The organism is Massilia sp. KIM, assembly GCF_002007115.1.
Classification (GTDB): domain Bacteria; phylum Pseudomonadota; class Gammaproteobacteria; order Burkholderiales; family Burkholderiaceae_D; genus Telluria.
Genome location: NZ_MVAD01000002.1, coordinates 541,647 through 565,532 on the forward strand (window position 1 = coordinate 541,647; position 23,886 = coordinate 565,532).

A 23,886-nucleotide genomic window follows, 5' to 3' on the forward strand; every position below is an offset into this window, starting at 1 on the left:
TCAGCTCTGGCGGCTCTTGGCCATCGGTGGATTGTCGGCGAAATAGCGGCGGATGCCCTTGGTGATGGCGTCGGCCAGCTTGTCCTGGTAGCCGTTGTCGTTCAGCTTCGCTTCTTCTTCCGGGTTCGAGATAAAGGCCGTCTCGACCAGGATCGAGGGGATATCCGGGGCCTTCAGCACCGCGAAGCCGGCCTGTTCGACCGCCGCCTTGTGCAGGCGGTTGATGCCGCCGATCTCGCCCAGCACGGCCTTGCCGAGCTTGAGGCTGTCGTTGATCTGGGCGGTGGTCGAGAGGTCGAACAGCACGCTGGCAAGCTGCTTGTCGGCGGTCGCGTAATTGGCGCCGCCGATCAGGTCGGCCTTGTTCTGGTCGTTCGCCAGCCAGCGCGCCGCGCTCGAGCTGGCGCCTTTCTCGGACAGCACGAACACCGAGGAGCCGCGCGCCGTCGGCGAGATGAAGGCGTCCGCGTGGATCGAGACGAACAGGTCGGCCTGCACCTTGCGCGCCTTCTGCACCCGGGTCCCGAGCGGCACGAAATAGTCGCCGTCGCGGGTCAGCATCACGCGCGTGTTCGGCAACTGCTCCAGCCTGGCCTTGAGGCGCTTGGCCACCGACAGCACGATGTCCTTCTCGCGACTGCCCCTGGCGCCGATCGCGCCCGGGTCCTCGCCCCCGTGGCCGGGGTCGAGCGCGATGGTGATCATGCGCGTGATCTTCTGCGACGGGGCCTTGGCCACCGTCTTGGCCGGCGGAGTGGACGGCGTCGGCTGCACCGGCTGGGCCGGCGGCGTCCCGTTCTGGGCCGCCATCTCGGCTTCCAGGCGCCCGATCGCGTCCGGGGCCGGGTTCTGCTGGGCCGGCGGGGCGGCGGGCGGCAGCGGCGTGACCGGGGTGACCGGCGTGGGCGTCGGCACCTGCACCGGCGGGGTGCCGGCCACCGGATCGCCCATCATCGGGGTGTCGGGGGAGGCCGGCGCCGGTTCGGTGTTCCAGTCGCCTTTCTCGATCATGGCGGCGATCGGGTCCACCGGCTGGACCGGATACAGGTCGAAGATCAGACGGTGCTGGTAGCCGGCCACCGGGGCCAGGGTGAACACCTGGGGCTTGATCTCTTCCTTGAGGTCGAACACCAGGCGCACCACGTTAGGCCGGTTCTGGCCCACGCGCACCTGTTTGATGTAGGGATCGTTCGGCTCGACCTTGGCGACCAGGCTCTTGAGCGTATTGTTGAGCGCCAGCCCCTCGATGTCGACCACCAGGCGCGGCGGATCGGTCACCAGGAAATGCTGGGTCTTGAGTTCGCTGTCGTTTTCCAGCGTGACGCGGGTGTAGTCGGGCGCGGGCCAGACGCGCACGGCCAGGATCTGGGCGGCGCGCGCGGGCAGGGATGCGATAACGGATAGCAATAGCGTGCCCCCGGCCTTGAGCAGGGTGCGGCGGCGCGGCGAACCGGGAATCAAGGAGGTGGTGCGAGGGCGAGACGGTCGAGGCATAGCAGACCCAAGTCGGACAACGGCTGCAATTCTACCTCACGGCCGGGGCCGCTGACATTGAGCAATACTCTTAAGTCGGGCGGGGGCAACACCGGTTCGCCTTTTTCCGGCCATTCGACGATGCAGATGTTGCGGCCGTCGAAGTCCTCGCGAAAGCCCGCGTCCAGGAATTCCTCGGGGCTGGACATGCGGTAGAGGTCGTAATGGATGATGTTGACAGGCTTGCCATCCAGGTTCACGCGGTAGGGCTCGGACAGGGTGTAGGTGGGGCTTTTCACCGTGCCCTGGTGGCCGGCGGCCTGGATCAGGGCGCGGGTGAGGGCGGTCTTGCCGGCGCCGAGGTCGCCGTGCAGGTAGATCACCAGGCCGGGCCGGATGGCGCGGGCCAGCGCCGCGCCAAGGGCGGCCGTTGCCGACTCGTCGGCCAGGTAAGCTTTATAGGGCTGCATCGAATAAAATAGCGTGTTTGGGCGGCGCCTTGCCGCATTGTCGTTTCCCGCCATGTCAACTCCTTCCCCCGACCTGCACGATCTGGCGCGCACCATCAAGCAATGGGGCGCGGAGCTGGGCTTTGCCGATCTGCGCATCGCGGACGTCGACCTGGCGCATGCGGAAGCCGGCCTGCAGGCCTGGCTGGATGCGGGCTGCCATGGCGAGATGGATTATATGGCAAGCCACGGCATGAAGCGTGCCCGCCCGGCCGAACTGGTCCCCGGGACGGTGCGCGCCATCGTCGCGCGCATGGATTACCTGCCGCAGACCCGCGACCAGGACTGGCGCGCCCAGGAGCGTCTGCGCCAGCAGGACCCCGGCGCGGCCGTGGTGTCGGTGTATGCGCGCGGGCGGGATTACCACAAGGTGCTGCGCAACCGACTGCAGCAATTGGCCGAGAAGGTGAAGGGGGCGGTGGGCGAACTGGGCTACCGCGTGTTCACCGATTCGGCGCCGGTGATGGAATTGCCGCTGGCCGAGAAGGCGGGGCTGGGCTGGCGCGGCAAGCATACCCTGCTGCTGTCGCGCGAAGCCGGCTCGACCTTCTTCATCGGCGAGATTTTGGTCGACCTGCCGCTGCCGGTCGATCCGCCGACCGGGGCGCACTGCGGGCAATGCGCGGCCTGCATCGAGGTGTGTCCGACCCAGGCCATCCTGGGGCCGGGGCGGCTGGATGCGCGGCGCTGCATTTCCTACCTGACGATCGAACTCAAGGGCAGTATCCCGGAGGACTTGCGGCCCCTGATCGGGAACCGCATCTATGGCTGCGACGATTGCCAGCTCGTTTGCCCGTGGAACAAGTTCGCGCAGCGCGCGATGCTGCCGGATTTCGATGAGCGCAATGGCTTGGGCGAGGCCGGGATGATGGCGCTGTTCGGCTGGGAAGAGGAGGAGTTCAACCGGCGCATGGAGGGCAGTCCGATACGCAGGATCGGGCATGAGCGCTGGCTGAGGAATCTGGCGGTGGGGCTGGGGAATGCGGCCGAAGGGCGGCGGGGGGATCCAGAGATCGTCGCGGCCTTGCGGGCGCGGGCCTCGCATCCTTCAGAGATGGTGCGGGAACACGTGGAGTGGGCGCTACAGCGGCACGCCAGCCCATAACGTCAAACCGTTGTTCCCGCGGAGGCGGGAACCCAAGTTCGTAGTTTCGTGGTAACGCATGCAGACTCGGGTTCCAGCGTGACCCACCAGGCCATCGTCGTCGTTCCGGTGAAGGCCTGGTCGGCCACGCCGGAACCTAAGTTCGTAGTGCTGTGGTAACGCATGCAAACTGGTGTTCGGCGTACCCGATCACGCCATCGTCGTCGTTCCGGCGAAGGCCGGAACCTAAGTTTCTAAGTGCTGTGGTGATGCTTGCAAACTTGGGTTCCGGCCTTCGCCGGAACGACGTTTACAGGTTGCGGGATCGGGATCGGTATTGGAGCTAACTTTCTGCTAGCTGTTACAGCGTTGGCGCAAATCTCAGATTTCAATCCGCTTCAGTCGCAGCCCCGACCAATCCCCATCGATCGAAATCATGGCCACCGGCGTGATTCCGTTTTCCTTGGCATAGGCCCCGATCGAATCACGGTTGATATCGGTCGCCTTCGAGGCCGTCTGCTTGAGATAAGCGATCCACAGCGACCCTTTGTCGCCCAGTTTTTCCTTGGCTACCGGCAGATACTGTTCCAGATCCTTGCGGTTCATGCAGAACATCAGGATCGCATCGAAGGGGCCGTCTCCTTCCTTGACCAGCTCGGCCGGCATCTGGGATACCACGCCCGGATTGACCTGGCCGTTGAGGATGAGCATCGACTTCGCCGTCCTCAGGAACATCTTGTCTGCAACTGTCTTCTCGTTCATTGGACTATCCTAAAAGAGAGGTGCATCGCGGCGCGCAGGTCGCACGGACCGCGGCCCTGGGCCGCGACGCGTTCAGGTTCATTTTACAAGCCTTCCCCGAATTCGCAGGATGCTTGTTGTGCGGTAATAGCGGAGGCGGGAAGGCGGCGCCTGCCGGGTTTGGCAGGGCCCTGGAACCCATGTGTGGGCAGGCTGAACCCAATGCAAGGGTTCTGAATTACGGGAAATTACTTAAGCAAACCGGCCAGCTCCACGGCCGTCTTCACCTGCATCTTGTCGAAGATATGGGCCCGGTGCACTTCCACCGTGCGCATGCTGATGCCGAGCTTGTCCGCCACGACCTTGTTCATCATGCCGGCCAAGATCAGGTCCAGCACTTCGCGCTCGCGCGCAGACAGCGTGGCCAGGCGCGCGCGGATCGCGTCCTTGGAGGCGGCCTGGCGCGAAGCCGCCAGCGCTTCCTCGACCCGGTCCATCAGCACGTTGTCGTTGAAGGGCTTCTCGCAGAAATCGAAGGCGCCGCGCTTGAGCGAATCGACCGCCATCGGCACATCGCCATGGCCGGTCAGGAAGATCACCGGCAGGCGCGGCAGCAGGCCGCGACCGATCAGCTGGTCGAACACGGCGATGCCGTTCATGCCGGGCATGCGCACATCGAGCAGGACGCAATCGCCTCCCTCGTCGAGCGAAGAAATGGCATCGAGGAATTCCTCGCCGCCTGAATAGGTGCGCGCGTTCAGGCCGCGCGACTGCGCCAGCCAGGCGAGGGAGTCGCGAATGACGTCTTCGTCATCGACGATGTGCAGCATGATGTGTCTCCGTGGTGGCCGGCGCCACGCGATCGTTTTATTTGAACATGGGGCAATTCTAGCCCAGCGCCCGCGCCGCCGCTTGCGCCGGCAGCGAGAAGGTGAAGATGGTGCCGCCTTGCGGGTTGGGCCGGTGGGTCAGGGTGCCGCCATGGAACTCGATCGCAGTGCGGCAGATCGACAGGCCCATGCCCATGCCCTCGGCCTTGGTCGAATAAAAGGGCGAGAACAGGCGCTCGGCCACCTCGGGCGCGATGCCATGGCCGCGGTCGATCACCGACACCGCCACCTGGCCCTCGACCTCCTCGGCCTGCACCCGCAAGACCCGGTCTTCGGGCCGGGTGTCGGCCATCGCCTCGATCGCGTTGCGGGTCAGGTTCAGCAGCACCTGTTCCAGCATCACGCGGTCGGCCAGCACGGTGCACCATTCGCAGGCCAGCTCGAAGCGCAGCGCCACTCCAGCCTGGCGCGCCTGCAGCTCGATCAGGGCGCGCACGCCGTCGATCACGCTGCGCACGGTCACCTGCTCGCGCAGCGGCTCGCGCTTCTTCACGAACTCGTGCACGCTGCGGATGATCTGGCCGGCGCGCTGGGCCTGCTGGCGCGCCTGTTCCAGCGCATGGCGCAGCATGCCGGGCGCGAATCTGGCGCCGTCCTCGCCCCCGGCTCCGGCGCGCTCGAGCATGTTGAGCGCCCCCGCCGTATAGCTGGAGATGGCCGCCAGCGGCTGGTTCAGCTCGTGCGCCAGCATGGACGAGATCTCGCCCATGGTCGCCAGGCGCGCGCTGGCCTGCAGCTTTTCTTCCTGCTGGCGGTTGAGTTCTTCGACCCGCTTGCGGTCGGTGATGTCGAGGACCGAACTCATCCAGCCAGTGTGTTGCCCCTTGACGTCCACCAGCGGCGCCTCGAACACCAGCACCGGCACCCGCACCCCGTCCGAACGCTGGAACACGGTCTCGAACTGGGGCGTGATGTTGCCGGACAGGACGCCACGGAAGCGCTCCTCGTAATCGGCCATGGCTTCCGGGGCCCAGTAGGGCATGGGCGGCTTCTTGCCGACGAGTTCTTCCTCCGACAGGCCGACGATCTGGCAGAAGGCGCGGTTGACATAGGTGACCCGGCCCTCCAGGTCGCGCGCGCGCAGGCCGGTAAGCAGCGAGTTCTCCATCGCGGTGCGGAAGGCCATCTGCTGGCGCAGCGCGCTTTCGGCGGCCAGGGTGCGCGAGATGTGGCGCCACAGGGCGACCAGGCTCAGCACCAGGCCCAGGGCCAGCACGATCACCGAACCGACCAGCAGGTTGGGCAGCAGGCGCGGCGCTCCCTTGACGCTGTCGGTCGAGAGCGCGACCTGGGCGCCGGGCAGGTCGAGCTCGCGGCGGTGGGTGTAGATCCCGCGCCCGGGGCCGCCGGCGGCGCGCTGGGCCACCACGCGCTCGTCGCGGTCGAGCAGGGACAGGGCATTGTCCTGGGCGAACCACCATGGCACCGTCTCGTTGAGCAGCACCTGCAGGCTGTAGGTGGCGACCAGGCTGCCCGCGTATTCGCCCTTGCGGTAGAGCGGCAGGTAGAAGTCGATCAGGCCGTGGGTGCTGGTGACGCCGTAGGGCTCGCTGTAACGGCCGCGCCGGGTCGAGCGCGCCACTTCGGCCGCGGTGCGGGTGGCGGCCGACAGGCCGGCGGCGGGCAGGTCGGCGCCGTGGCTGGCCATCGGCTTGCCTTGCGGGTCGAACCAGACCACGCGCACCAGTTCCGGCCCGTTCTTGAACATCTGCGCCAGGCGCGCCTGCAGGATGGGGGGCGCAGGCGGCGTGACCACCAGGTCGGCGCCCAGGGTGGCCAAAGCTTCCTCGCTGCGCGCCAGCTCGAAGCGCAGGGTCTGCTCCACCCACAGCGTGTCCGCAATCAATTGCTCCTGGCGCTCGTTGCTTTCCATCTGGCGCGCCTGCCATGGCAGCCAGAACAGCACCGCCAGGAACAGCAGCACCAGCAGCACCGGGACCAGCCAGCGCCAGGGGCGGGCGCGCTGTTCCGGCGAGGGCTGGGCGAAACCTGTTTTCATGCCTTGTCGTCTCTATCTTTGGTTACACTGTCGGGCTATTGTGGAAGTCCACGATGGCGTCCCGGCGCGTGGGCGTCCAGACTGGCTCCACCCTCTTAATGTCTCACAGGAAGAACCGAACCGCCATGCAGATCCAGGCCCTGGTCGCGGCGCTCGCCCTCGCCGTCAGCGTGCACGCCAGTGCGCAGGGCCCGATCGTCATCAAGTTCAGCCACGTGGTCGCCCCCGACACGCCCAAGGGGCGGGCCGCCGAGCGCTTCAAGCAACTGGCCGAAAGGATGAGCAAGGGCCGGGTACGGGTCGAAGTCTACCCCAACAGCATCCTCTACAAGGACCGCGAGGAGCTTGAGGCCCTGCAATTGGGCGCGGTGCAGATGCTGGCGCCCTCGCTGGCCAAGTTCTCGCCCCTAGGCGTGAAGGAGTTCGAAGCCTTCGACCTGCCCTATATCTTTCCCTCGAAGGCGGCGCTGTACGCGGTGACCGAAGGGCCGATCGGGCGCGAGTTGCTGCGCAAGCTGGAGCCCAAGGGCATCACCGGCCTCGCTTATTGGGACAATGGCTTCAAGGTCATGTCGGCCAACAAGCCGCTGCTGGCCCCGCGCGACTTCCAGGGCCTGCGCATGCGTATCCAGGCCTCCAAGGTGCTGGACGCCCAGATGCGCGCCCTGGGCGCGCGGCCGCAGGTGCTGGCCTTTTCGGAAGTCGCCCCGGCCCTACGCGACGGGGTGGTGGAGGGCACCGAGAACACCCCCTCCAATATGTACACGCAGAAGATGCACGAAAGCCAGACACACCTGACCGTGTCCAACCACGGCTACCTCGGCTATGCGGTGATCGTCAATAAAAAGTTCTGGAGCGGGTTGCCGGATGAGCTTCGTTCAACCCTGGAAGAGGCCATGCGCCAGGCCACCGCCTACGAGAAGACCATCGCCCAGAACGACAACGACGCGGCGCTGGAAGCGATCCGCAAGGCCGGGACCACCACCATCCACACCCTCACGCCCCAGCAGCAGGCCGAATGGCGGCGCATCATGATGCCGGTGTATGGACAGATGGAGACCCGGATCGGTAAGGACGTGGTGCGCGCGATCCAGCGAACTGTGACACGCTAGCGCTTTCCGTGTAACACAAACGCCTTATGCGGATTCTTTATAAATAAAATAAATTTTCCATAACTGTGGACAAAAAGATACGTTTTGGCTGAGCACTTGCGTTATGATGGGGCCCTCACGCACTACTAAGGTGCGAAGCAGGTAAAAGAACACACGGTTTTGGGGAGCATCTACAAAAGTACGGTAATCCATACCGGAGACAATCGAGGAGACACCACGTTTTACAGAAGCTGTTAGCACTGCTAAACAGCCGGGAACGTGAACCCGAATTGAGGCGCACCCGAGGGTGCGCTTTTTTTTCGCCCGCCCTCCGCCAAACCCTGGCCCGCCTGCTTGTCAGCAGTTAAGATGGCGCCAGGCCGAAGCTTCTTCGCGCCACCCTCACGAAGCTATCATGAAGACAGAACAGGGAAGCGATTTGTTCAACGCCATCGTCGCCACGCCCTTCGGCGCGATGGGCATCCGCACCGAGGACGCGCGGCTGCGCGAGCTGGTCTACCTGCCGCCGCAGTTCGGCGAGAAGGCGCCGGACAACGCCGTGGCCGAAGAGGCCGTGCGCCAGGTCGAACACTACCTGGCCGACCCCGACTACCGCTTCGCCCTGCCCCTGAAGGAAGCCGGCACCGAGTTCCAGCGCAAGGTCTGGGACGCCATCAACGCCATTCCGCGCGGCAGCGTGCGCACCTACGGCCAGCTGGCCAAGCTGATCGGCTCCGCGCCGCGCGCGGTCGGCCAGGCCTGCGGCGCCAACTGGTTCCCCCTGATCGTTCCCTGCCACCGCGTCACCGCGTCCGGCGGGCTGGGCGGCTTCTCCAACCAGGACGACGAAAACGGCTTCCACCTGTCCGTGAAGCGCTGGCTGCTGCGGCACGAAGGCGCTACCGCATCTCCATGGCAACAGCAGTCGATCTGGGACTGATCGACGAGTTCTGCGACACGCTCTGGCTGGAACAGGGCCTGGCCAGGAATTCGCTCGACGCCTACCGGCGCGACCTGCGCCTGTTCGCCGGCTGGCTCGAGGCCAAGCGGCCCCAGCGCGCCAGCCTGCTCGCGGTCCAGCCCGAGGACATCGCCGCCTATTTCGCCGAGCGCCACCCGGACACGCGCCCCAGCACCGCCAACCGCCGCCTGTCGGTGCTCAAGCGCTTCTACCAGCTGGCCCTGCGCCAGCAAAAGATTTCCGTGGATCCCTGCCTGAACATGGCATCGGCGCGCCAGCCGACCCGCTTCGTGCATACCCTGACCGAAAGCCAGGTCGAGGCCTTGCTGGCCGCGCCCGATGTCGGCACCCCGCTCGGCCTGCGCGAGCGCACCATGCTGGAACTGATGTACGCCAGCGGCCTGCGGGTGTCGGAACTGGTGGCCCTCAAGCTGGTCGAAGTCAGTCTGAACGACGGCGTGCTGCGCATCACCGGCAAAGGCAGCAAGACCCGCCTGGTGCCCTTCGGCGAAGAGGCGCGGCGCTGGCTGGAGCGCTACCTGAAGGATGCGCGGGGCATCATTCTCAACGGCCAGATCGACGACGCGCTCTTCGTCACCGGCCGCGGGGGGCCGATGACGCGCCAGATGTTCTGGATCCTGATCAAGAAGCACGCGCAAAAGGCCGGCATCCAGGCGCCGCTCTCGCCCCACACCCTGCGCCACGCCTTCGCCACCCATCTGCTCAACCACGGCGCCGACTTGCGCGTGGTGCAACTACTGCTGGGACACGCCGACATTTCGACGACCCAGATCTACACCCACGTGGCGCGCGAGCGCCTGAAGCACCTGCACGCGCAGCACCATCCCCGGGGTTAGTGCAAACCGCCCCGGAGCGTCTCGGCCATAATGGCCGGGCAGTCCCATCCTTTTTCAGGCGAGGTAGAAATGACGCGTAACAACTTTACGTACGAGAAGCGGCAGCGGGAACTGGAAAAGAAGCGCAAGGCGGAAGAGAAGGCGCGGCGCAAGCTGGAGGCCAAGCGCGGCGCTCCTGGAGAACCGACTACTACGGAAGAGGAAACGGCCATGCCGGAAGAGAAGGACGCTACACCCCCGCAACTGTCCTGACGAGGGGGGAGCGTGCGGCCTCCATCCCGGCCGGGGGATGGAGCTCCGCTTGCATGTTCAAACTATAACGGTGTCCTTCGCTCCCTTCATTCGGTATGCGACGAGCCGCCGTCCGGCTGGCCTGAACTGCAAAAAACCGGGATGAACTGCGATACCTGCGGGTTTGCGTGCCCGCAAAGGCCCCAGGCGACGGCGAACGACAATGACGGAGTTCTCCATCCGCTCAGGCTTGTTTCCCCGCGTGAAAGGCTGTTGCAGTGAATGACCAGACCCCGGACCAAGGCATGCGCACCCTGCAGCAATCCGCCCAGGAACAGGGTGGCGAAGGCGAGGGCGCGCCGGCTTTCCCCGGCCCCGGCCACGCGGCGCTCGAGTGGCTGCACCATTTCGTCACCGCCCTCGAGCTGGCGCCGGCGGTGGCGGTGCATTCGGTCGACAAAAGCGGCATCGTGCGCTTCTGGAACCATGCCTGCGAGGAGCTCTACCACATCCAGGCTGCCCAGGCCATCGGCAAGCCCTTCCGCGAGCTGGTGTCCCACCTCGAGGGTCAGGCCGAATTCGACGCCATGATCGCCGCCATCTGGCGCGAGGGCGTGGCGCGCCCCTCGTGCGACTGGGAGGTCGAGACCTGTTTCGGCCGCCGCCTCTGGATGCATTCCTGCCACTACCCGGTCGCGCGCGACGGCCGCACCCAGCAGGTTTTCTGCATGGAGATCGACATCACGGCGCGCAAGCAGGCCGAGGCCAACCTCCAGCGCGCCGCCCAGGTGTTCCAGAACGCGCGCGACGCCATCGTCATGATGGACGCCGAATACCGGGTGCAGGCCGTCAACCAGGCGTTCACCAGCATCACCGGCCACCTCCCGAACGACATCCTCGGCCAGACCCTGGCCGGCCTGCGCTGGGGCGCCGAGGAGGGGTTTTACGAGCGCATCTGGGCCGAGCTCGAGGACAAGGACCACTGGGAAGGCGAAATGGCAGGTGTGCGCCGCAGCGGCGAGCGCTTCCCGGCATGGGTGGCCCTGACCACCATCCGCGACCCGCACGGCGACGTCAGCAGCTACATGGCCATGCTGTCCGACATCAGCGAACGCAAGCGCGCCGAGGAGCAGGTGCGCCACCTGGCGGAGCACGATCCGCTCACCGGCTTGCCGAACCGCATCCTGTTCCTCGACCGCCTGCACCAGGCGCTCGAGGCCTGGCGCCGTCACCAGGCATTGTTCGCGGTAATGTTCCTCGACCTCGACCGCTTCAAGTCCATCAACGACACCCACGGCCACCAGGCCGGCGACGCGGTGCTGCGCGAGGTGGCGGCGCGCCTGCGTGCCTGCGTGCGCCGGGTCGACACCATCAGCCGCCTGGGCGGCGACGAGTTCGTGGTGCTGCTGGCCGACGTCAAGGGCGCCGACCAGGCTGCCCACGTGGCGGCTGCCGTCACCCAGGCGCTGGCGCGCCCGGTCGAGCTCGCATCGCGCCAGATCTCGCTGTCGGTGTCGATCGGCATCGCCCTATGCCCGCTCGACGGCAAGGACGTGGAAACCCTGCTGCACCATGCCGACGTCGCGATGTACCACGCCAAGCAGGACGGGCGCAACGCCTTCAGGTTCTTTAGCCCCGCAATGAACGCCCACGTGGTCGAACGCAGCGATCTCGAGAAACGCCTGCGCCATGCCCTGGACCAGGGCGAATTCGTGCTGGCCTGGCAGCCCCGGATCGAGGTGGCGAGCGGGCGCGTGGCGGGCGTGGAAGCCCTGCTGCGCTGGCGCCACCCGGAGCGCGGCCTGCTGCTGCCGGAGGCCTTCCTGGCGGCGGCCGAGGAATCCGGCCTGATCGTCCCGATCGGCGAACAGGTCTTGCGCGAAGCCTGCCGCCAGGCGCGCGCCTGGCGCGACGCCGGGCAGCCGGCTACGCTCGCGGTCAATTTTTCCGAGGCCCAGCTCGCGCATCCCGGTCTGCATGCGAGCATCGATGCCGCCCTGCGCGACAGCGGGCTCGAGCCCGGGGCGCTCGAACTCGAGATCCGCGAAGACGCCTTCTCCGCCGCCCACGTCGACATGGAGCGGATCGCCGCCGGGCTGCTGGAGCGTGGCCTGGGCATCAGCATCGACGGCTTCGGCACCGGCCGGTCCAGCCTGTCCCTGCTGCGCCGCCTGCCGCTCACCCGGCTCAAGCTCGACCGCAGCGAGGTAAGCGAGATCGGTCACGCTGGCGACGCGGGCAGGGCGGAGGGCGCCATGGTCGCAGCCCTGATCGCGCTGGCGCGCGAGCTGCGGCTGCGGGTGGTGGCGGAAGGCGTGGAGACGGCGACGCAGCTGGCCTACCTGCGCGCGCATGGCTGCGACGAATACCAGGGCTACTTCGCCGGTCCGGCACAAAGCCGGCCCGACTTCAGCCCCCGGCTTCCCTGAGCAGGCCGGGGCGCGGGAACAGGCGCAGGCGCGCCAGCACCTGGCCGTGGTCCGAGGCTTCCGGCAGGCCCAGGTTGAGGTGGTCGTTCAGGTAGACCACGTCCAGCACTTCGCCGATCGCCTCTGGCAGGGCGGCGTTGAACTCGGGCGAGACCAGGATATGGTCGATGGTGGAATGGCGGCTCTCGTGCAGGATCGAGAAGCCCACGTGGCGCGAGTTGTCCTGGTAGCGCTGGACGCGGAAGGCGTCATACAGGCGCTCCGAGGGCGGGGTGCCTTCGCCCAGCACGATCTCGGTGGTGACCGAATCGGCGACGTCGTTGAAGTCGCCCATGACGATGCGCGGGCGACGGTTTTGGTGCGCCATGTCGGTGAGCAGCACGCGCAGGGCGGTGGCCTCGGTGCCGCGCCGCACCAGCGAGCGCAGGCAGGCCAGGGCGTACAGGTGCGGGTCTTCGCCGCTGTCGCTGGCGCGGTAGTCGGGGCGGCGCGATTTGAGGTGCACCACGATGACGTCCACCACGACGCCGGGCGCCAGGATGATGCCGGCGTGCAGGGGCGCGCGGGTGAAGCGGTCGGGGTCGCGGCTGCCCGGCGGCATGGCCACGTTGACGGGGAACATCGGCAGCGCCTGGCCGGGCTCGGCCAGCGGCAGGCGCGACACCAGGGCCACGCTCGGGGTCAGGCGCGGGGCGTTGGGGTCAGGGTCGAAGCCGAGATGGATGGCTTCGCGGTAGCGGCGGGTGCGCGCCAGCACCTCCTGCAGCGCGGCCTGGGAAAAGATCTCCTGGAAGCCGATCACGTCGGCATTGAGCAGGTCGAGCTGGTGCGCGGTCCAGGCGATCTTGGCCTCGTATTCTTCCGGCGTGGTCGGCGCCAGGTTGTCATACAGGCGAGCGCCCGGCGGCCCCAGGTTGAACGCGTTGAAGGTGGCAAAGCGAAGTTCTTCCTGCATAATAGAAACCCCTTATGTTCGTCTTTAGCGTACCACGCATGGCCAAGAAAGAGCACGTGTCAGAAACCCCTGCGACGCAATTCCTGCGCAAGAATGGGGTCGTTTTCTCGGAACATCCCTACGAATACGAAGAACATGGCGGCACGGCGGTCTCCTCGCGGGCACTCGGCGTCCCCGAGCACGATGTCGTGAAGACCCTGGTCATGCAGGACGAGGCGGCCCGGCCGCTGATCGTGCTCATGCATGGCGATTGCAAGGTCTCGACCAAGAACCTGGCGCGCGCGATTCCCTGCAAGTCGGTCGAGCCCTGCAAGCCGGAGGTGGCGCAGCGCCATTCGGGTTACCAGGTGGGCGGCACCTCGCCCTTCGGCCTGCGCAAGGCCATGCCGGTCTTCGTCGAAGAGAGCATCCTGGCGCTCGACAAGATCTACATCAACGGCGGCCGCCGCGGCTACCTGGTCGGCATCGCCCCCGGCGTGCTGGTGGACGTGCTCAAGGCCCGTCCGGTGCAGTGCGCGCTGGCCGAATAGGTTCGCCCGCGCCTGCCGATGGTGTATATTCACGGGCCGGTTTTTCCGGCGCCCACAACAAGAGAGAAGAGATGAACACCCTGATTGCCACGATTGCCGCCTATCTGATCGGTTCGATTTCCTTTGCCGTGGTCATGAGCCACGTCTTCGGCCTGGCCGACCCGCGCACCTATGGCTCCAAGAACCCGGGCGCCACCAACGTCCTGCGCAGCGGCAGCAAGAAGGCGGCCATCGCCACCCTGGTCGGCGACTGCGCCAAGGGCTGGCTGGCGGTGTGGCTGGCGGTGCGCTTCGGGCCGCAGTACGGCCTGGACGATGGCGGGATCGCGCTGGTGGCGATCGCCGTGTTCGTCGGGCACCTGTGGCCGGTGTTCTTCAAGTTCGTCGGCGGCAAGGGCGTGGCGACCGCGCTCGGCGTCCTGCTCGGCATTAACGTCTGGCTCGGCCTGGCGACCCTGGCGACCTGGCTGATCATCGCCTACGCCTTCCGCTATTCCTCGCTGGCGGCGCTGGTGGCGGCGGTGTTCGCGCCGCTGTACTACGGCTTCCTGTTCGGCGCGGACGAGATCCTGTTCGCCGTGTTCGCGATGAGCGCGCTGCTGCTGTGGCGCCACGGTTCCAACATCGCCAACCTGCTGGCGGGGAAGGAAACCAAGATCGGCAGCAAGGCGGCCGGGGCCAAGAAGGCCAAGTAAGCCGCTCAGGCAAGTCCTGCCGGTGAGCGCGCCGGCGCGAGGCCTCATCGCTCACTCAGGGGGCTGCGCACGTCTTTTTCCATCCGGCGTTACCATACGCGGATTGGCGGCGATTCGATGCCGCAGCGATGAAGAAAGGTGGTGCGCAGTGACCAAGCAACTCAGGATCGATTTCGTCTCGGATGTCGTGTGCCCATGGTGCGCGATCGGCTACAAGTCGCTGGAAACGGCGCTCGGCCGGGCGGGCGACGTCGTCAGCGCCGAGCTGCATTTCCAGCCCTTCGAGCTGAACCCGGACATGGGCCCGGAGGGGCAGGACATCGTCGAGCACATCACGGAGAAATATGGCGCCACGGCCGAGCAGCAGGCCCAGAGCCGCGAAGCGATCCGCCAGCGCGGCGCGGACGTCGGCTTCAGCTTCGACATGGAAAGGCGCGGCCGCATCTACAACACCTTCGACGCCCACCGCCTGCTGGCCTGGGCCGAACAGGAAGGCAAACAGCGCGAGCTGAAGGAAGCGCTGTTCGGCGTGTACTTCACCCAGTGCGAGGATCCCAGCAACCACGACGTGCTGCTGCGTACCGCCGAGCATGTGGGGCTGGATCGGGAGACGGCGGCGCGGATCCTCAATTCGGACGAGTTCGCGGATGAGGTGAGGGAGCGCGAGCAGTTCTTCATGCGCGCGGGGATCAGGTCGGTGCCGGCGATTATCATCAACCAGAAGCACCTCATTTCGGGTGGGCAGCCGCCGGAGGTGTTCGAGCGGGCCTTGCGGGAGATTGCGGCGCAGGGGTGAGCGTGCGTTAGGGTGTGCGAGCAAACTTGGGTTCCCGCCTTCGCGGGAACGACGTGCTGAAGCTGCGGATCCTTTAATCTATTTCTCTTGCGACGCTCAGCTCGTCGTTCCGGCACAAGCCTCGGCGGCCTCACCGGAATCTAGGTTTCTCGGCAAACCTTTCAACCAACAGCATCACACCAGTTCGAGCACGATCGGCTGGTGATCCGACGCCGCCGTCTCCGACTGCACGTCCACCGCGCGCACCCGATCCGTGAGATCGTCCGTCACAAAGAAATAGTCATAGCAATCCGGCCGCGCCGGCCAGGGATAGCCGTGCAGCCCGGCGGTCGGCGCGCGGGTCGCGTTGCCGTGCACGACGTTCCAGGCATCCACCAGCCCCAGCACGCCTTGCTCGCCCGGCGCCACCAGCGCCTGGTAGTCCTCCGCCCCCGGGGCGAAATTGAAATCCCCGCACAGGACCGCCGAGCCCGGCCGGAAGCCCAGCTGGAAAGGCGCATCCAGGTTCGGATCGGGCTGGAACAGGCGCGCCCGCGCGCAGGCCTCGGCATGCAGGTCGCGGATGCGCTGCACCTGGGCCATGCGCTGGCGCGCCGAGTAATACTCCAGGTGGGTGGTGAGCAGGCGCAGCTTGCCGGTGGGGGCGTCGATCACGGTTTCCAGCAGCCCGCGCGGCATGCCGGCCGCGCCTTCCGGATCGGCCGGCCAGGGCAGCAGGTGGCGGTGGACCTGCGAGATGCGGTACTTCGAGAGGATCAGGTTGCCGAACAGGCGGGGGACGTTGTTCTTGTAGATTTCACTGGGCGCGTGCTCCATCAGGTGGAAACCGCCGAAGGCGCCGCCGAGCTGCTTGAACTGGTTCGCGGATGCGCTCCCTTCCAGTTCCGGGTGGTTTGCCGCCACCTCCTGCAGACAGACGACATCCGGGTTGAGGCGGCGCAGGACATCGATGATCGCATGAATGCGTATCCTCCCGTCCCTGCCACAACCCCAATGAATGTTCCAACTCACAACGCGCATCGTTCACCTCCGTAAATCTTGACCGTCGGATATTGCCACCGTTTGGCGGTCGACGGTCACACCGTAGGATCGATGTCAAGCTTGCAAGTTCAATCGGGTTGACCGTGCACGAGGCCTGATTCTACGCGGCTTCCAGCTCGTCCAGGGGCCAGCGCGGCCGGACGTTGAACGCGTAGTCGCGCTGTGCCAGCGCCGGGTTGCGTTCGAGCCGCATGGCGCCGGCGAAAGCGATCATGGCGCCGTTGTCGGTGCAGAATTCCAGCTCCGGATAATAGACCTTGAACTTGCGCTTGGCCGCCGCTTCGTTCAGCGAGGCGCGCAGCTGGCGATTGGCGCCCACGCCGCCCGCGATCACCAGGCGTTTCAAGCCGGTGTGGCGCAGCGCGTTCACGCACTTGGCGGTGAGCACGTCCACGATCGCGTCGACGAAGCCGCGCGCGATGTTGGCCTTGTCCTGCTCGCAGATGTTGGCGACCACCTTCTCCTCGTGATTCTTGACCACGGTGAGCACCGCGGTCTTCAGGCCCGAGAAGCTGAAGTTGAAGTCCTTCGAGTGCAGCATCGGACGGGGCAGGGTGTAGGCTTCGGGATCGCCGAATTCGGCCAGGCGCGAGATCGCCGGGCCGCCCGGATAGCCCAGGCCCAGCAGCTTGGCCGACTTGTCGAAGGCTTCGCCGGCCGCGTCGTCCAGGGTTTCGCCCAGCAGGGTGTAGCGGCCGACCCCGTCGACCCGCATCAGCTGGGTGTGGCCGCCCGAGACCAGCAGGGCGATGAAGGGGAATTCCGGACGCTCGGTGGCCAGCAGGGGCGAGAGCAGATGGCCTTCCAGGTGGTGCACGCCCAGCACCGGCTTGTCCAGCGCCAGCGCCAGCGAGCAGGCGACCGAGGAACCGACCAGCAGGGCGCCGGCCAGGCCCGGGCCCTGGGTGTAGGCGACGGCGTCGATGGCGGACATCGGCACGCCGGCGCGCTTGATCACGTCTTCCAGCAGCGGCAGGGCGCGCCGGATGTGGTCGCGCGAGGCCAGTTCCGGCACCACGCCGCCATACTCCTCGTGCATGGCGACCTGGGAATGCAGGGCATGGGACAGCAGCCCGCGCTCGGTGTCATACAGAGCCAGGCCGGTTTCATCGCAAGAAGATTCGACGCCGAGTACGATCATGGAAAATGCCGGAAGAAAAACGCAGAACCGTCGATTTTACCGTAAAGGCGCGAACCCGGCCGCGCAGCCTCCTATGCGGCCGGGCGCTGCAGCAGCTCCTTGTGCGCGCTGCGCAACATCGCTTCGGTTTCTTCCCAGCCGATGCAGCCGTCGGTCACCGAGCAGCCGTACTTGAGCTGCGACAGGTCTTCCGGAATCGGCTGGTTGCCCGACACGATGTTCGACTCGATCATCACGCCCACCAGCGACTGGTTGCCATGGCGGATCTGCTGGATCACGTCCGACATCACCAGCGGCTGCAGCTCCGGCTTCTTGTAGCTGTTGGCGTGCGAGCAATCGACCACCAGGTTGGCCGGCAGGCCGGCTTTCTTGAGCGCCTGCTCGGCGATCGCCACCGACACCGAATCGTAGTTCGGGCGGCCGCCGCCGCCGCGCAGCACCACGTGGCCGTAGGCGTTGCCGCTGGTGCGCACGATCGACACCGTGCCCTGGCCGTTGATGCCCAGGAAGGCGTGCGGATTGGCCGAGGACAGCACCGCGTTGATCGCGATGCTGACGTCGCCGTCGGTGCCGTTCTTGAAGCCGACCGGCGTCGACAGGCCCGAAGACATCTCGCGGTGGGTCTGGGATTCGGTAGTGCGCGCGCCGATCGCGGTCCAGGCGATCAGGTCGCCCAGGTATTGGGGCGAGATCGGGTCCAGCGCCTCGGTCGCGGTCGGCAGGCCGAGTTCGCAGACGTCGAGCAGGAACTGGCGCGCCTTTTCCATGCCGACGTCGACGCGGAAGGAATCGTCCATGAAGGGGTCGTTGATATAGCCCTTCCAGCCGGTGGTGGTGCGCGGCTTCTCGAAATACACCCGCATCACCAGCACCATGGTGTCGGCCACCTCGGCCTGCAGCGCCTTGAGGCGGCGCGCATAATCCAGGCCGGCTTCCGGATCGTGGATCGAGCAGGGGCCGACCACGACGAACAGGCGCGGGTCCTTGCGGTCCAGGATGTTGCGCAGGGTCTCGCGGCCCTGCATCACGGTGGTGAACGCGCGGTCGGTCAGCGGCAGCTTGGCGTGCAGCTCGACCGGCGTGGGCATGCGCGCGAACGAGCTGACATTGGTATTTTCGATATCGGGCGTGATGATCATGGTGCTGGTCTATTGTTCTTTAGCGGGTTGACCAGTGTAGACCCAAATTGCTGCACTTGCACAGTCCCCCTGCCCGATTTTTCATCAGCCGTATGTGGCGCGAAGCATGGGCGTCGCGTTCCCGTGTATCCTTTTGCCATGAATACGGACATCGAACGCTTTGTCGCGGCCCCCTTCATCAAGGAGATCGGCCGCGGCGTGAAGGGCGCGCGCAGCCTGTCGCGCGAGGACGCGCGCCGGCTCTACAGCGCCATGCTGGACGGCCGGGTCTCGGACCTGGAGCTGGGCGGCATCCTGCTGGCCATGCGCATCAAGGGAGAATCGGTGGAGGAGCTGGCCGGCTTCATGGACGCCGCCGAAGCCTCCTTCGCGCCGCTGCCGGCGCCGCCCGGGCCCTATGCGCCCGTGCTCATCCCGACTTACAACGGCGCGCGCAAGCTGGCCAATCTGACGCCCCTGCTGGCGCTGCTGCTGGCGCGCGAAGGCGTGCCGGTGCTGGTGCACGGCGTGCGCACCGATCCGGGCCGGGTGGCGACGGCCGAGATCCTGGCCGAGCTCGGCATGGCCGAAGCCGGCTCCACCGCCGACATGCTGGAGGCCTTCGACAAGGGGCGTCCGGCCTTCCTCCCGATCGAGCGCCTGGCGCCCAAGCTGGCCCACCTGCTTTCGCTACGCCGCATCCTCGGCCTGCGCAACTCGACCCATACCCTGGTCAAGATGCTGCAGCCCTTCGACGGCCCGGCGCTGCGCCTGGTCTCCTACACCCACCCCGAGTACCTGGAGACCCTGGGCGCCTACTTCCTCGGCGCCGCCCCGGCCGAGCGCGGCGACGCCTTCCTGATGCGCGGCACCGAGGGCGAGACCGTCGCCCATCCGCACCGCGCCCAGCAGATCGACTGGTTCCACGAGGGGGAGCGCACCTTGCTGGTCGAGCGCGACGCGCCGACCGACGACTTGGCCGAGGTGCCGGACGGGCGCGACGCGGCCACCACTGCGGCCTGGATCGCGGCCGCCCTGCGCGGCGAGGCCTCAGTGCCGCCCTCCATCAGCGCCCAGGTGGCCCATTGCGCCGAGGTGTCGCGCGCCATCCGCGCCCGCAACCCGCACCTGGTCTGAACCCGGCGCGGGCCGTGACCGCAAGCCCTTTGCCGGGCTACAATGGCAGGTTTGGGTGAGCGAAGAGTAGCGGCAATGGCAAAACAATACGATGTGGCGGTGATCGGCGCGGGCGCGGCCGGGATGATGTGCGCGTCCGTCGCCGCCCAGCAGGGCAAGCGCGTGGTCCTGCTCGACCACGCCAGCAAGCTGGCCGAAAAGATCCGCATCTCGGGCGGCGGCCGTTGTAACTTCACCAACGTGAACGCCGGCCCGGCCAATTTCCTGTCGCAGAACCCGCACTTCTGCCGCAGCGCGCTGTCGCGCCACACCCCCCAGGACTTCCTGGCGCTGGTGAAGAAGCACCGCATCCCTTACCACGAGAAGCACAAGGGACAGCTGTTCTGCGACGACTCGTCCGAACGCATCATCGCCATGCTGCAGGCCGAATGCGATGCCGGCGGCGTGCACTGGCGCATGCCCTGCAAAATCGCCGGCCTGCGCAAGCTGGAGACCGGTTTCGTGATCGCCACCGACGGCGGCGAACTGGAGGTCGCCAACGTGGTCGTCGCCACCGGCGGCCTGTCGATCCCCAAGATCGGCGCGACCGACCTCGGCTACCGCATCGCCACCCAGTTCGGCCTGAAGGTGGTCGAGACCCGACCCGGCCTGGTGCCCCTGACCTTCGACGGTCCCAGCTGGGAGCCTTTCGCGCCGCTGGCCGGCATCGCCCTCGAGGTGGACGTCAGCACCGGCAGCGGCAAAGGGAAGGGCGCCTTGCGCGGACAGTTCCGCGAGGACCTGCTGTTCACCCACCGCGGCCTGTCCGGCCCGGCGATCCTGCAGATCTCCAGCTACTGGCAGCCGGGCACGCCCATCGTGCTCGACCTGCTGCCCGAGATGGACGTGGCCGAGACCCTGATCGGCGCCAAGAAGACGGAAAAGAAGCAGCTCGGCAACGTGCTGGCCCAATGGCTGCCGGCCCGCCTGGCCGACGGCCTCTTGTTGGGCAATGGTTTCGAGCCGAGCGCCCGCCTGGCCGACATGGCGGACGCGAAATTGCGCAAGCTGGGCGACGCCATCAACCGCTGGGCCATCGTCCCGACCGGCTCCGAGGGCTACAAGAAGGCCGAGGTCACCCTGGGCGGCGTGGACACGCGCGAACTGTCCCAGCAAACCATGATGGCCAACAAGGTCCCGGGTCTCTATTTCATCGGCGAGAGCATGGACGTGACCGGCTGGCTGGGCGGCTACAACTTCCAGTGGGCCTGGGCCTCGGGCGTGGCGGCCGGGCTGGCGCTGGGGGCCGGCTGAGCGGATGTGGCAATTCAGGCACAGGAATGTAAACTCTTCCAAAGCCTTGAAAAGGGTGCTAGAATTTCGTTCTTCTCAAAATCCAACGGTTTGATTTTTACATGACCACTATCCGCCTTAAAGAAAACGAGCCGTTCGAAGTCGCTATGCGTCGCTTCAAGCGCACTATCGAAAAAACCGGTCTTCTGACTGAACTGCGTGCGCGCGAGTTCTACGAAAAGCCGACTGCAGAGCGCAAGCGCAAGCTGGCCGCCGCCGTCAAGCGCCACTACAAGCGCATCCGCAGCCAGCAGCTGCCGAAGAAACTGTACTAAGACAGTCTTGCGGCCTGGACCCGGTGACGGCACTGCCTGTCCCGGCGAGTCGCTGACGTCCGCAAGCCCGCTCCGGTTGTTGCCGCGGCGGGTTTTGTCGTTTCTGCCCCTGATTTTAATTCCTGCCGGTAACTCGGCTTGACTCTGGCCCCACGGCCATTCTGGAGATCCCATGAGCTTGAAAGCACAACTGACCGACGACATGAAAAACGCCATGCGCGCCAAGGAAAGCGCCCGCCTGGCCACCATCCGCCTGATCATCGCCGAGATCAAGCGCAAGGAAGTCGACGAGCAGACCGAGCTGAACGACGACCAGGTCGTGGCCGTGATCGAGAAGATGGTCAAGCAGCGCAAGGATTCCATCTCCCAGTTCGAAGCCGGTGGCCGCGCCGACCTGGCCGAGATCGAGAAGGGCGAGCTGGCGATCCTGGCGGCCTACATGCCGGCCGGCCTGTCGGACGAGGAAGTGGCGGCCGAAGTCGCCGCCGCTGTGGCCGCCACCGGCGCCGCCGGTCCCCAAGATATGGGCAAGGTCATGGGTGTGCTCAAGCCCAAGCTGGCCGGCCGCGCCGATATGACCGTGGTGTCAAGCCTGGTCAAGAAAGCCCTGAGCGGCGGCTGATCTGCTCGATCGCCACGAGCGGACCCCTTGCGGGTCCGCGTCTTGTTGCATGTCAACTTGCAGCGAGCGCTGCGGTATAGTCTGAGCCTAGACAAACACTGTGTAACGCCAAGTGATTCCGCAAACCTTCATCACCGATTTGCTCAACCGCGTCGACATCGTCGACGTGGTCGGCCGCTACGTCCAGCTCAAGAAGGGCGGGGCCAACTACATGGGCCTGTGCCCATTCCACAACGAGAAATCCCCCAGCTTTACCGTCAGCCCGACCAAGCAGTTCTATCACTGCTTCGGCTGCGGCGCCCACGGCACCGCGATCGGCTTCCTGATCGAGTATTCGGGCATGGGCTTCGTCGACGCCGTCAAGGACCTGGCCCAGAACGCGGGCATGATCGTGCCCGACGCCGACGACAAGATCCCGCCGGCCCAGCGCGCCGCCCAGCAGGCCCAGTCGCTGGCCATGACCGACGCCCTGACCCAGGCCTGCAATTACTACCGGGCCCAGCTGCGCGAAGCGCCGCACGCCATCGCCTACCTCAAGAACCGCGGCCTGACCGGCGAAGTGGCGGCCCGCTTCGGCATGGGCTACGCGCCCGGCGGCTGGGACAACCTGCGCTCGGTCTTTCCGGACTATGAAGCCCAGGCCCTGGTCGAGTCCGGCCTGGTGATCGACAAGGTGGACGAGGAGGGTAACAAGCACAAGCGCTACGACCGTTTCCGCGAGCGCGTGATGTTCCCGATCCGCAATACCAAGGGCCAGGTGATCGGCTTCGGCGGCCGGGTGCTCGACGGCGGCGAGCCGAAATACCTGAACTCGCCGGAAACCCCGCTGTTCCAGAAAGGCCTGGAACTCTACGGCCTGTTCGAGGCGCGCCAGGCGATCCGCGACGCCGGCTACGTGCTCGTCACCGAAGGCTACATGGACGTGGTCGCGCTGGCCCAGCTGGGCTTCCCCCAGGCCGTCGCGACCCTCGGCACCGCCTGCACCAGCACCCACGTGCAAAAGCTGCTGCGCCAGACCGACAACGTGATCTTCAGCTTCGACGGCGACAAGGCCGGCCGCCGCGCCGCCCGCCGCGCGCTGGAGGCCTGCCTGCCCCAGGTGAGCGACAACAAGACCATCAAGTTCCTGTTCCTGCCCCAGGAGCACGATCCGGACAGCTTCGTGCGCGAGCGCGGCGCTGAGGCCTTCGAGCAGGAAATCGCGGACGCCATGCCGTTGTCGCAATTCCTGCTGCGCGAAGTGACCCAGGAGCACGACCTCGACACGCCGGAAGGCCGGGCCCGCGCCCAGTTCGACGCCAAGCCCATGCTGCAGGCGATGGCGCCTTCAGGCCTGCGCCTGCAGATCGTGCGCAGCCTGGCGAACATGACGCAATCGACGCCGGCGGAGATCGAAAGCCTGTTCGAGTTGTCTAAGCCGGTGTCGGTCGCGCGCCGTGCGCCGCCGCGCCAGGGGCGGCCGGAACCGGTGGGGCTGGAGCGCCAGATGTTGCGCATCCTGGTCGCCCACCCGCACCTGTCGCTCTTGCTCGACGACACGGCGCTGGCGTCGCTCGACCACTTCGGCCCCGAGGCGGCCGAGGGCATGCGCTACCTGGTGGCGACGGCCCAGTCCCTGGGCGAGGGTGGCAGTTTCGCGGTGCTGGCCGAGCTGCTGAAGGAGGCGACCGCGGCCTACGACCAGCTCATCGCCGAAATCGCCTCGGAGCCGGAGTCGGAGGTTGATGCGGATCGCATTTTCTTGATCAGTGCCGTGCGGCAAATCAAGATGGACGCGTTAAAACGGGAGCTTAACCAGTTGTTTTCATCGGGTTTGACCCCAGATCAGGTTAGTGCTCGCTATCGCGAGATTACTGCTCAGCAGGACCTCCTGGCCCGTGAGGCAGCAGCCGACATGGCGCCCCGTTGACACGGCGTAGTCCGCATGGAAGGGGTGGCGTCCGCAACTGGAAAAAGCAGGGGTGCGTGCTATAATAAAA

General features: G+C 66.3%; 23 protein-coding genes. 14 read left to right on the forward strand and 9 right to left on the reverse strand.

Annotated features, from left to right (window positions below; all coding sequences use genetic code 11):
• Both B0920_RS17175 and tsaE read right to left on the reverse strand, forming a co-directional pair.
• Positions 1-1,494, reverse strand: a complete 1,494-nt coding sequence (locus tag B0920_RS17175; RefSeq protein ID WP_078033877.1) for an N-acetylmuramoyl-L-alanine amidase — start codon at positions 1,492-1,494, stop codon at positions 1-3.
• Positions 1,458-1,943, reverse strand: coding sequence for a tRNA (adenosine(37)-N6)-threonylcarbamoyltransferase complex ATPase subunit type 1 TsaE (tsaE, locus tag B0920_RS17180; RefSeq protein ID WP_078033878.1), 486 nt, complete (start codon positions 1,941-1,943; stop codon positions 1,458-1,460). Before tsaE ends, B0920_RS17175 begins: the two co-directional genes overlap by 37 nt.
• A gap of 52 nt (positions 1,944-1,995) precedes the next feature.
• On the opposite strand from tsaE, the gene queG reads away from it, so the two are divergent.
• On the forward strand, positions 1,996-3,087 hold the full coding sequence (queG, locus tag B0920_RS17185; protein WP_078033879.1) for a tRNA epoxyqueuosine(34) reductase QueG: 1,092 nt from the start codon (positions 1,996-1,998) through the stop codon (positions 3,085-3,087).
• A 360-nt stretch (positions 3,088-3,447) separates the two neighbouring features.
• On the opposite strand, the gene B0920_RS17190 is transcribed toward queG, so the two are convergent.
• The 3 genes from B0920_RS17190 to B0920_RS17200 form a co-directional block, all read right to left on the reverse strand.
• A complete protein-coding gene (locus B0920_RS17190; protein ID WP_179119205.1) occupies positions 3,448-3,828 on the reverse strand; it encodes a DUF3052 family protein in 381 nt (126 codons plus the stop codon).
• 227 nt (positions 3,829-4,055) lie between these two features.
• Positions 4,056-4,637, reverse strand: coding sequence for a response regulator transcription factor (locus B0920_RS17195; protein WP_078033880.1), 582 nt, complete (start codon positions 4,635-4,637; stop codon positions 4,056-4,058).
• 58 nt (positions 4,638-4,695) lie between these two features.
• Entirely contained in the window at positions 4,696-6,696 is a 2,001-nt protein-coding gene (locus B0920_RS17200) for an ATP-binding protein (RefSeq protein ID WP_078033881.1), read from the reverse strand.
• Between the two features lie 125 nt (positions 6,697-6,821).
• Between B0920_RS17200 and B0920_RS17205 the strand changes: the two genes are divergently transcribed.
• The 5 genes from B0920_RS17205 to B0920_RS17225 all read left to right on the forward strand — a co-directional run bounded on the left by B0920_RS17205 (position 6,822) and on the right by B0920_RS17225 (position 12,265).
• Positions 6,822-7,808 carry a TRAP transporter substrate-binding protein gene (locus tag B0920_RS17205; protein WP_078033882.1) on the forward strand — a complete coding sequence of 329 codons (987 nt, stop codon included), beginning with the start codon at positions 6,822-6,824 and terminating at the stop codon, positions 7,806-7,808.
• 394 nt (positions 7,809-8,202) lie between these two features.
• A complete protein-coding gene (locus B0920_RS17210; protein WP_078033883.1) occupies positions 8,203-8,727 on the forward strand; it encodes a methylated-DNA--[protein]-cysteine S-methyltransferase in 525 nt (174 codons plus the stop codon).
• Positions 8,700-9,605: a site-specific tyrosine recombinase XerD gene (xerD, locus tag B0920_RS17215; protein ID WP_078033884.1), complete on the forward strand. Its 906-nt coding sequence runs from the start codon at positions 8,700-8,702 to the stop codon at positions 9,603-9,605. Before B0920_RS17210 ends, xerD begins: the two co-directional genes overlap by 28 nt.
• A 69-nt stretch (positions 9,606-9,674) precedes the next feature.
• On the forward strand, positions 9,675-9,857 hold the full coding sequence (locus B0920_RS17220; RefSeq protein ID WP_078033885.1) for a hypothetical protein: 183 nt from the start codon (positions 9,675-9,677) through the stop codon (positions 9,855-9,857).
• 257 nt (positions 9,858-10,114) lie between these two features.
• Positions 10,115-12,265 (forward strand): bifunctional diguanylate cyclase/phosphodiesterase, encoded by a 2,151-nt coding sequence (locus tag B0920_RS17225; protein WP_229455695.1) that lies wholly within the window; start codon positions 10,115-10,117, stop codon positions 12,263-12,265.
• Here the strand turns inward: B0920_RS17225 and B0920_RS17230 are convergent.
• Positions 12,246-13,220, reverse strand: a complete 975-nt coding sequence (locus B0920_RS17230; protein ID WP_078033887.1) for an endonuclease/exonuclease/phosphatase family protein — start codon at positions 13,218-13,220, stop codon at positions 12,246-12,248. The genes B0920_RS17225 and B0920_RS17230 overlap by 20 nt on opposite strands.
• Positions 13,221-13,258: 38 nt before the next feature.
• Here B0920_RS17230 and B0920_RS17235 point away from each other — a divergent pair, with 38 nt between their 5' ends.
• The 3 genes from B0920_RS17235 to B0920_RS17245 all read left to right on the forward strand — a co-directional run bounded on the left by B0920_RS17235 (position 13,259) and on the right by B0920_RS17245 (position 15,241).
• A complete protein-coding gene (locus B0920_RS17235) occupies positions 13,259-13,750 on the forward strand; it encodes an aminoacyl-tRNA deacylase (RefSeq protein WP_078033888.1) in 492 nt (163 codons plus the stop codon).
• A gap of 71 nt (positions 13,751-13,821) precedes the next feature.
• Complete coding sequence (gene plsY, locus B0920_RS17240; RefSeq protein WP_078033889.1) at positions 13,822-14,445, forward strand: glycerol-3-phosphate 1-O-acyltransferase PlsY; 624 nt, start codon at positions 13,822-13,824, stop codon at positions 14,443-14,445.
• A 148-nt stretch (positions 14,446-14,593) separates the two neighbouring features.
• Positions 14,594-15,241, forward strand: a complete 648-nt coding sequence (locus tag B0920_RS17245; protein WP_078033890.1) for a DsbA family oxidoreductase — start codon at positions 14,594-14,596, stop codon at positions 15,239-15,241.
• Positions 15,242-15,415: 174 nt separating this feature from the next.
• Here the strand turns inward: B0920_RS17245 and B0920_RS17250 are convergent, their stop codons facing one another.
• The 3 genes from B0920_RS17250 to B0920_RS17260 all read right to left on the reverse strand — a co-directional run bounded on the left by B0920_RS17250 (position 15,416) and on the right by B0920_RS17260 (position 18,562).
• The gene (locus B0920_RS17250) at positions 15,416-16,261 is read right to left on the reverse strand and encodes an endonuclease/exonuclease/phosphatase family protein (protein ID WP_078033891.1); all 846 of its coding nucleotides are present in this window, start codon (positions 16,259-16,261) and stop codon (positions 15,416-15,418) included.
• Between the two features lie 121 nt (positions 16,262-16,382).
• Positions 16,383-17,423 (reverse strand): tRNA (adenosine(37)-N6)-threonylcarbamoyltransferase complex transferase subunit TsaD, encoded by a 1,041-nt coding sequence (gene tsaD / locus B0920_RS17255; RefSeq protein ID WP_078033892.1) that lies wholly within the window; start codon positions 17,421-17,423, stop codon positions 16,383-16,385.
• 71 nt (positions 17,424-17,494) lie between these two features.
• Positions 17,495-18,562, reverse strand: a complete 1,068-nt coding sequence (locus B0920_RS17260) for a 3-deoxy-7-phosphoheptulonate synthase (RefSeq protein ID WP_078033893.1) — start codon at positions 18,560-18,562, stop codon at positions 17,495-17,497.
• A gap of 138 nt (positions 18,563-18,700) precedes the next feature.
• Here B0920_RS17260 and ybiB point away from each other — a divergent pair, with 138 nt between their 5' ends.
• The 5 genes from ybiB (at position 18,701) to dnaG (ending at position 23,816) form a co-directional block, all read left to right on the forward strand.
• On the forward strand, positions 18,701-19,678 hold the full coding sequence (ybiB, locus tag B0920_RS17265; protein WP_078033894.1) for a DNA-binding protein YbiB: 978 nt from the start codon (positions 18,701-18,703) through the stop codon (positions 19,676-19,678).
• A gap of 75 nt (positions 19,679-19,753) precedes the next feature.
• On the forward strand, positions 19,754-20,971 hold the full coding sequence (locus B0920_RS17270; RefSeq protein WP_078033895.1) for an NAD(P)/FAD-dependent oxidoreductase: 1,218 nt from the start codon (positions 19,754-19,756) through the stop codon (positions 20,969-20,971).
• 101 nt (positions 20,972-21,072) lie between these two features.
• Positions 21,073-21,285, forward strand: coding sequence for a 30S ribosomal protein S21 (gene rpsU, locus B0920_RS17275; RefSeq protein ID WP_005665410.1), 213 nt, complete (start codon positions 21,073-21,075; stop codon positions 21,283-21,285).
• Positions 21,286-21,457: 172 nt separating this feature from the next.
• Positions 21,458-21,907 carry a GatB/YqeY domain-containing protein gene (locus B0920_RS17280; protein WP_078033896.1) on the forward strand — a complete coding sequence of 150 codons (450 nt, stop codon included), beginning with the start codon at positions 21,458-21,460 and terminating at the stop codon, positions 21,905-21,907.
• Positions 21,908-22,019: 112 nt separating this feature from the next.
• Positions 22,020-23,816 (forward strand): DNA primase, encoded by a 1,797-nt coding sequence (dnaG, locus tag B0920_RS17285; protein WP_078033897.1) that lies wholly within the window; start codon positions 22,020-22,022, stop codon positions 23,814-23,816.
• Positions 23,817-23,886: the final 70 nt, after the last annotated feature.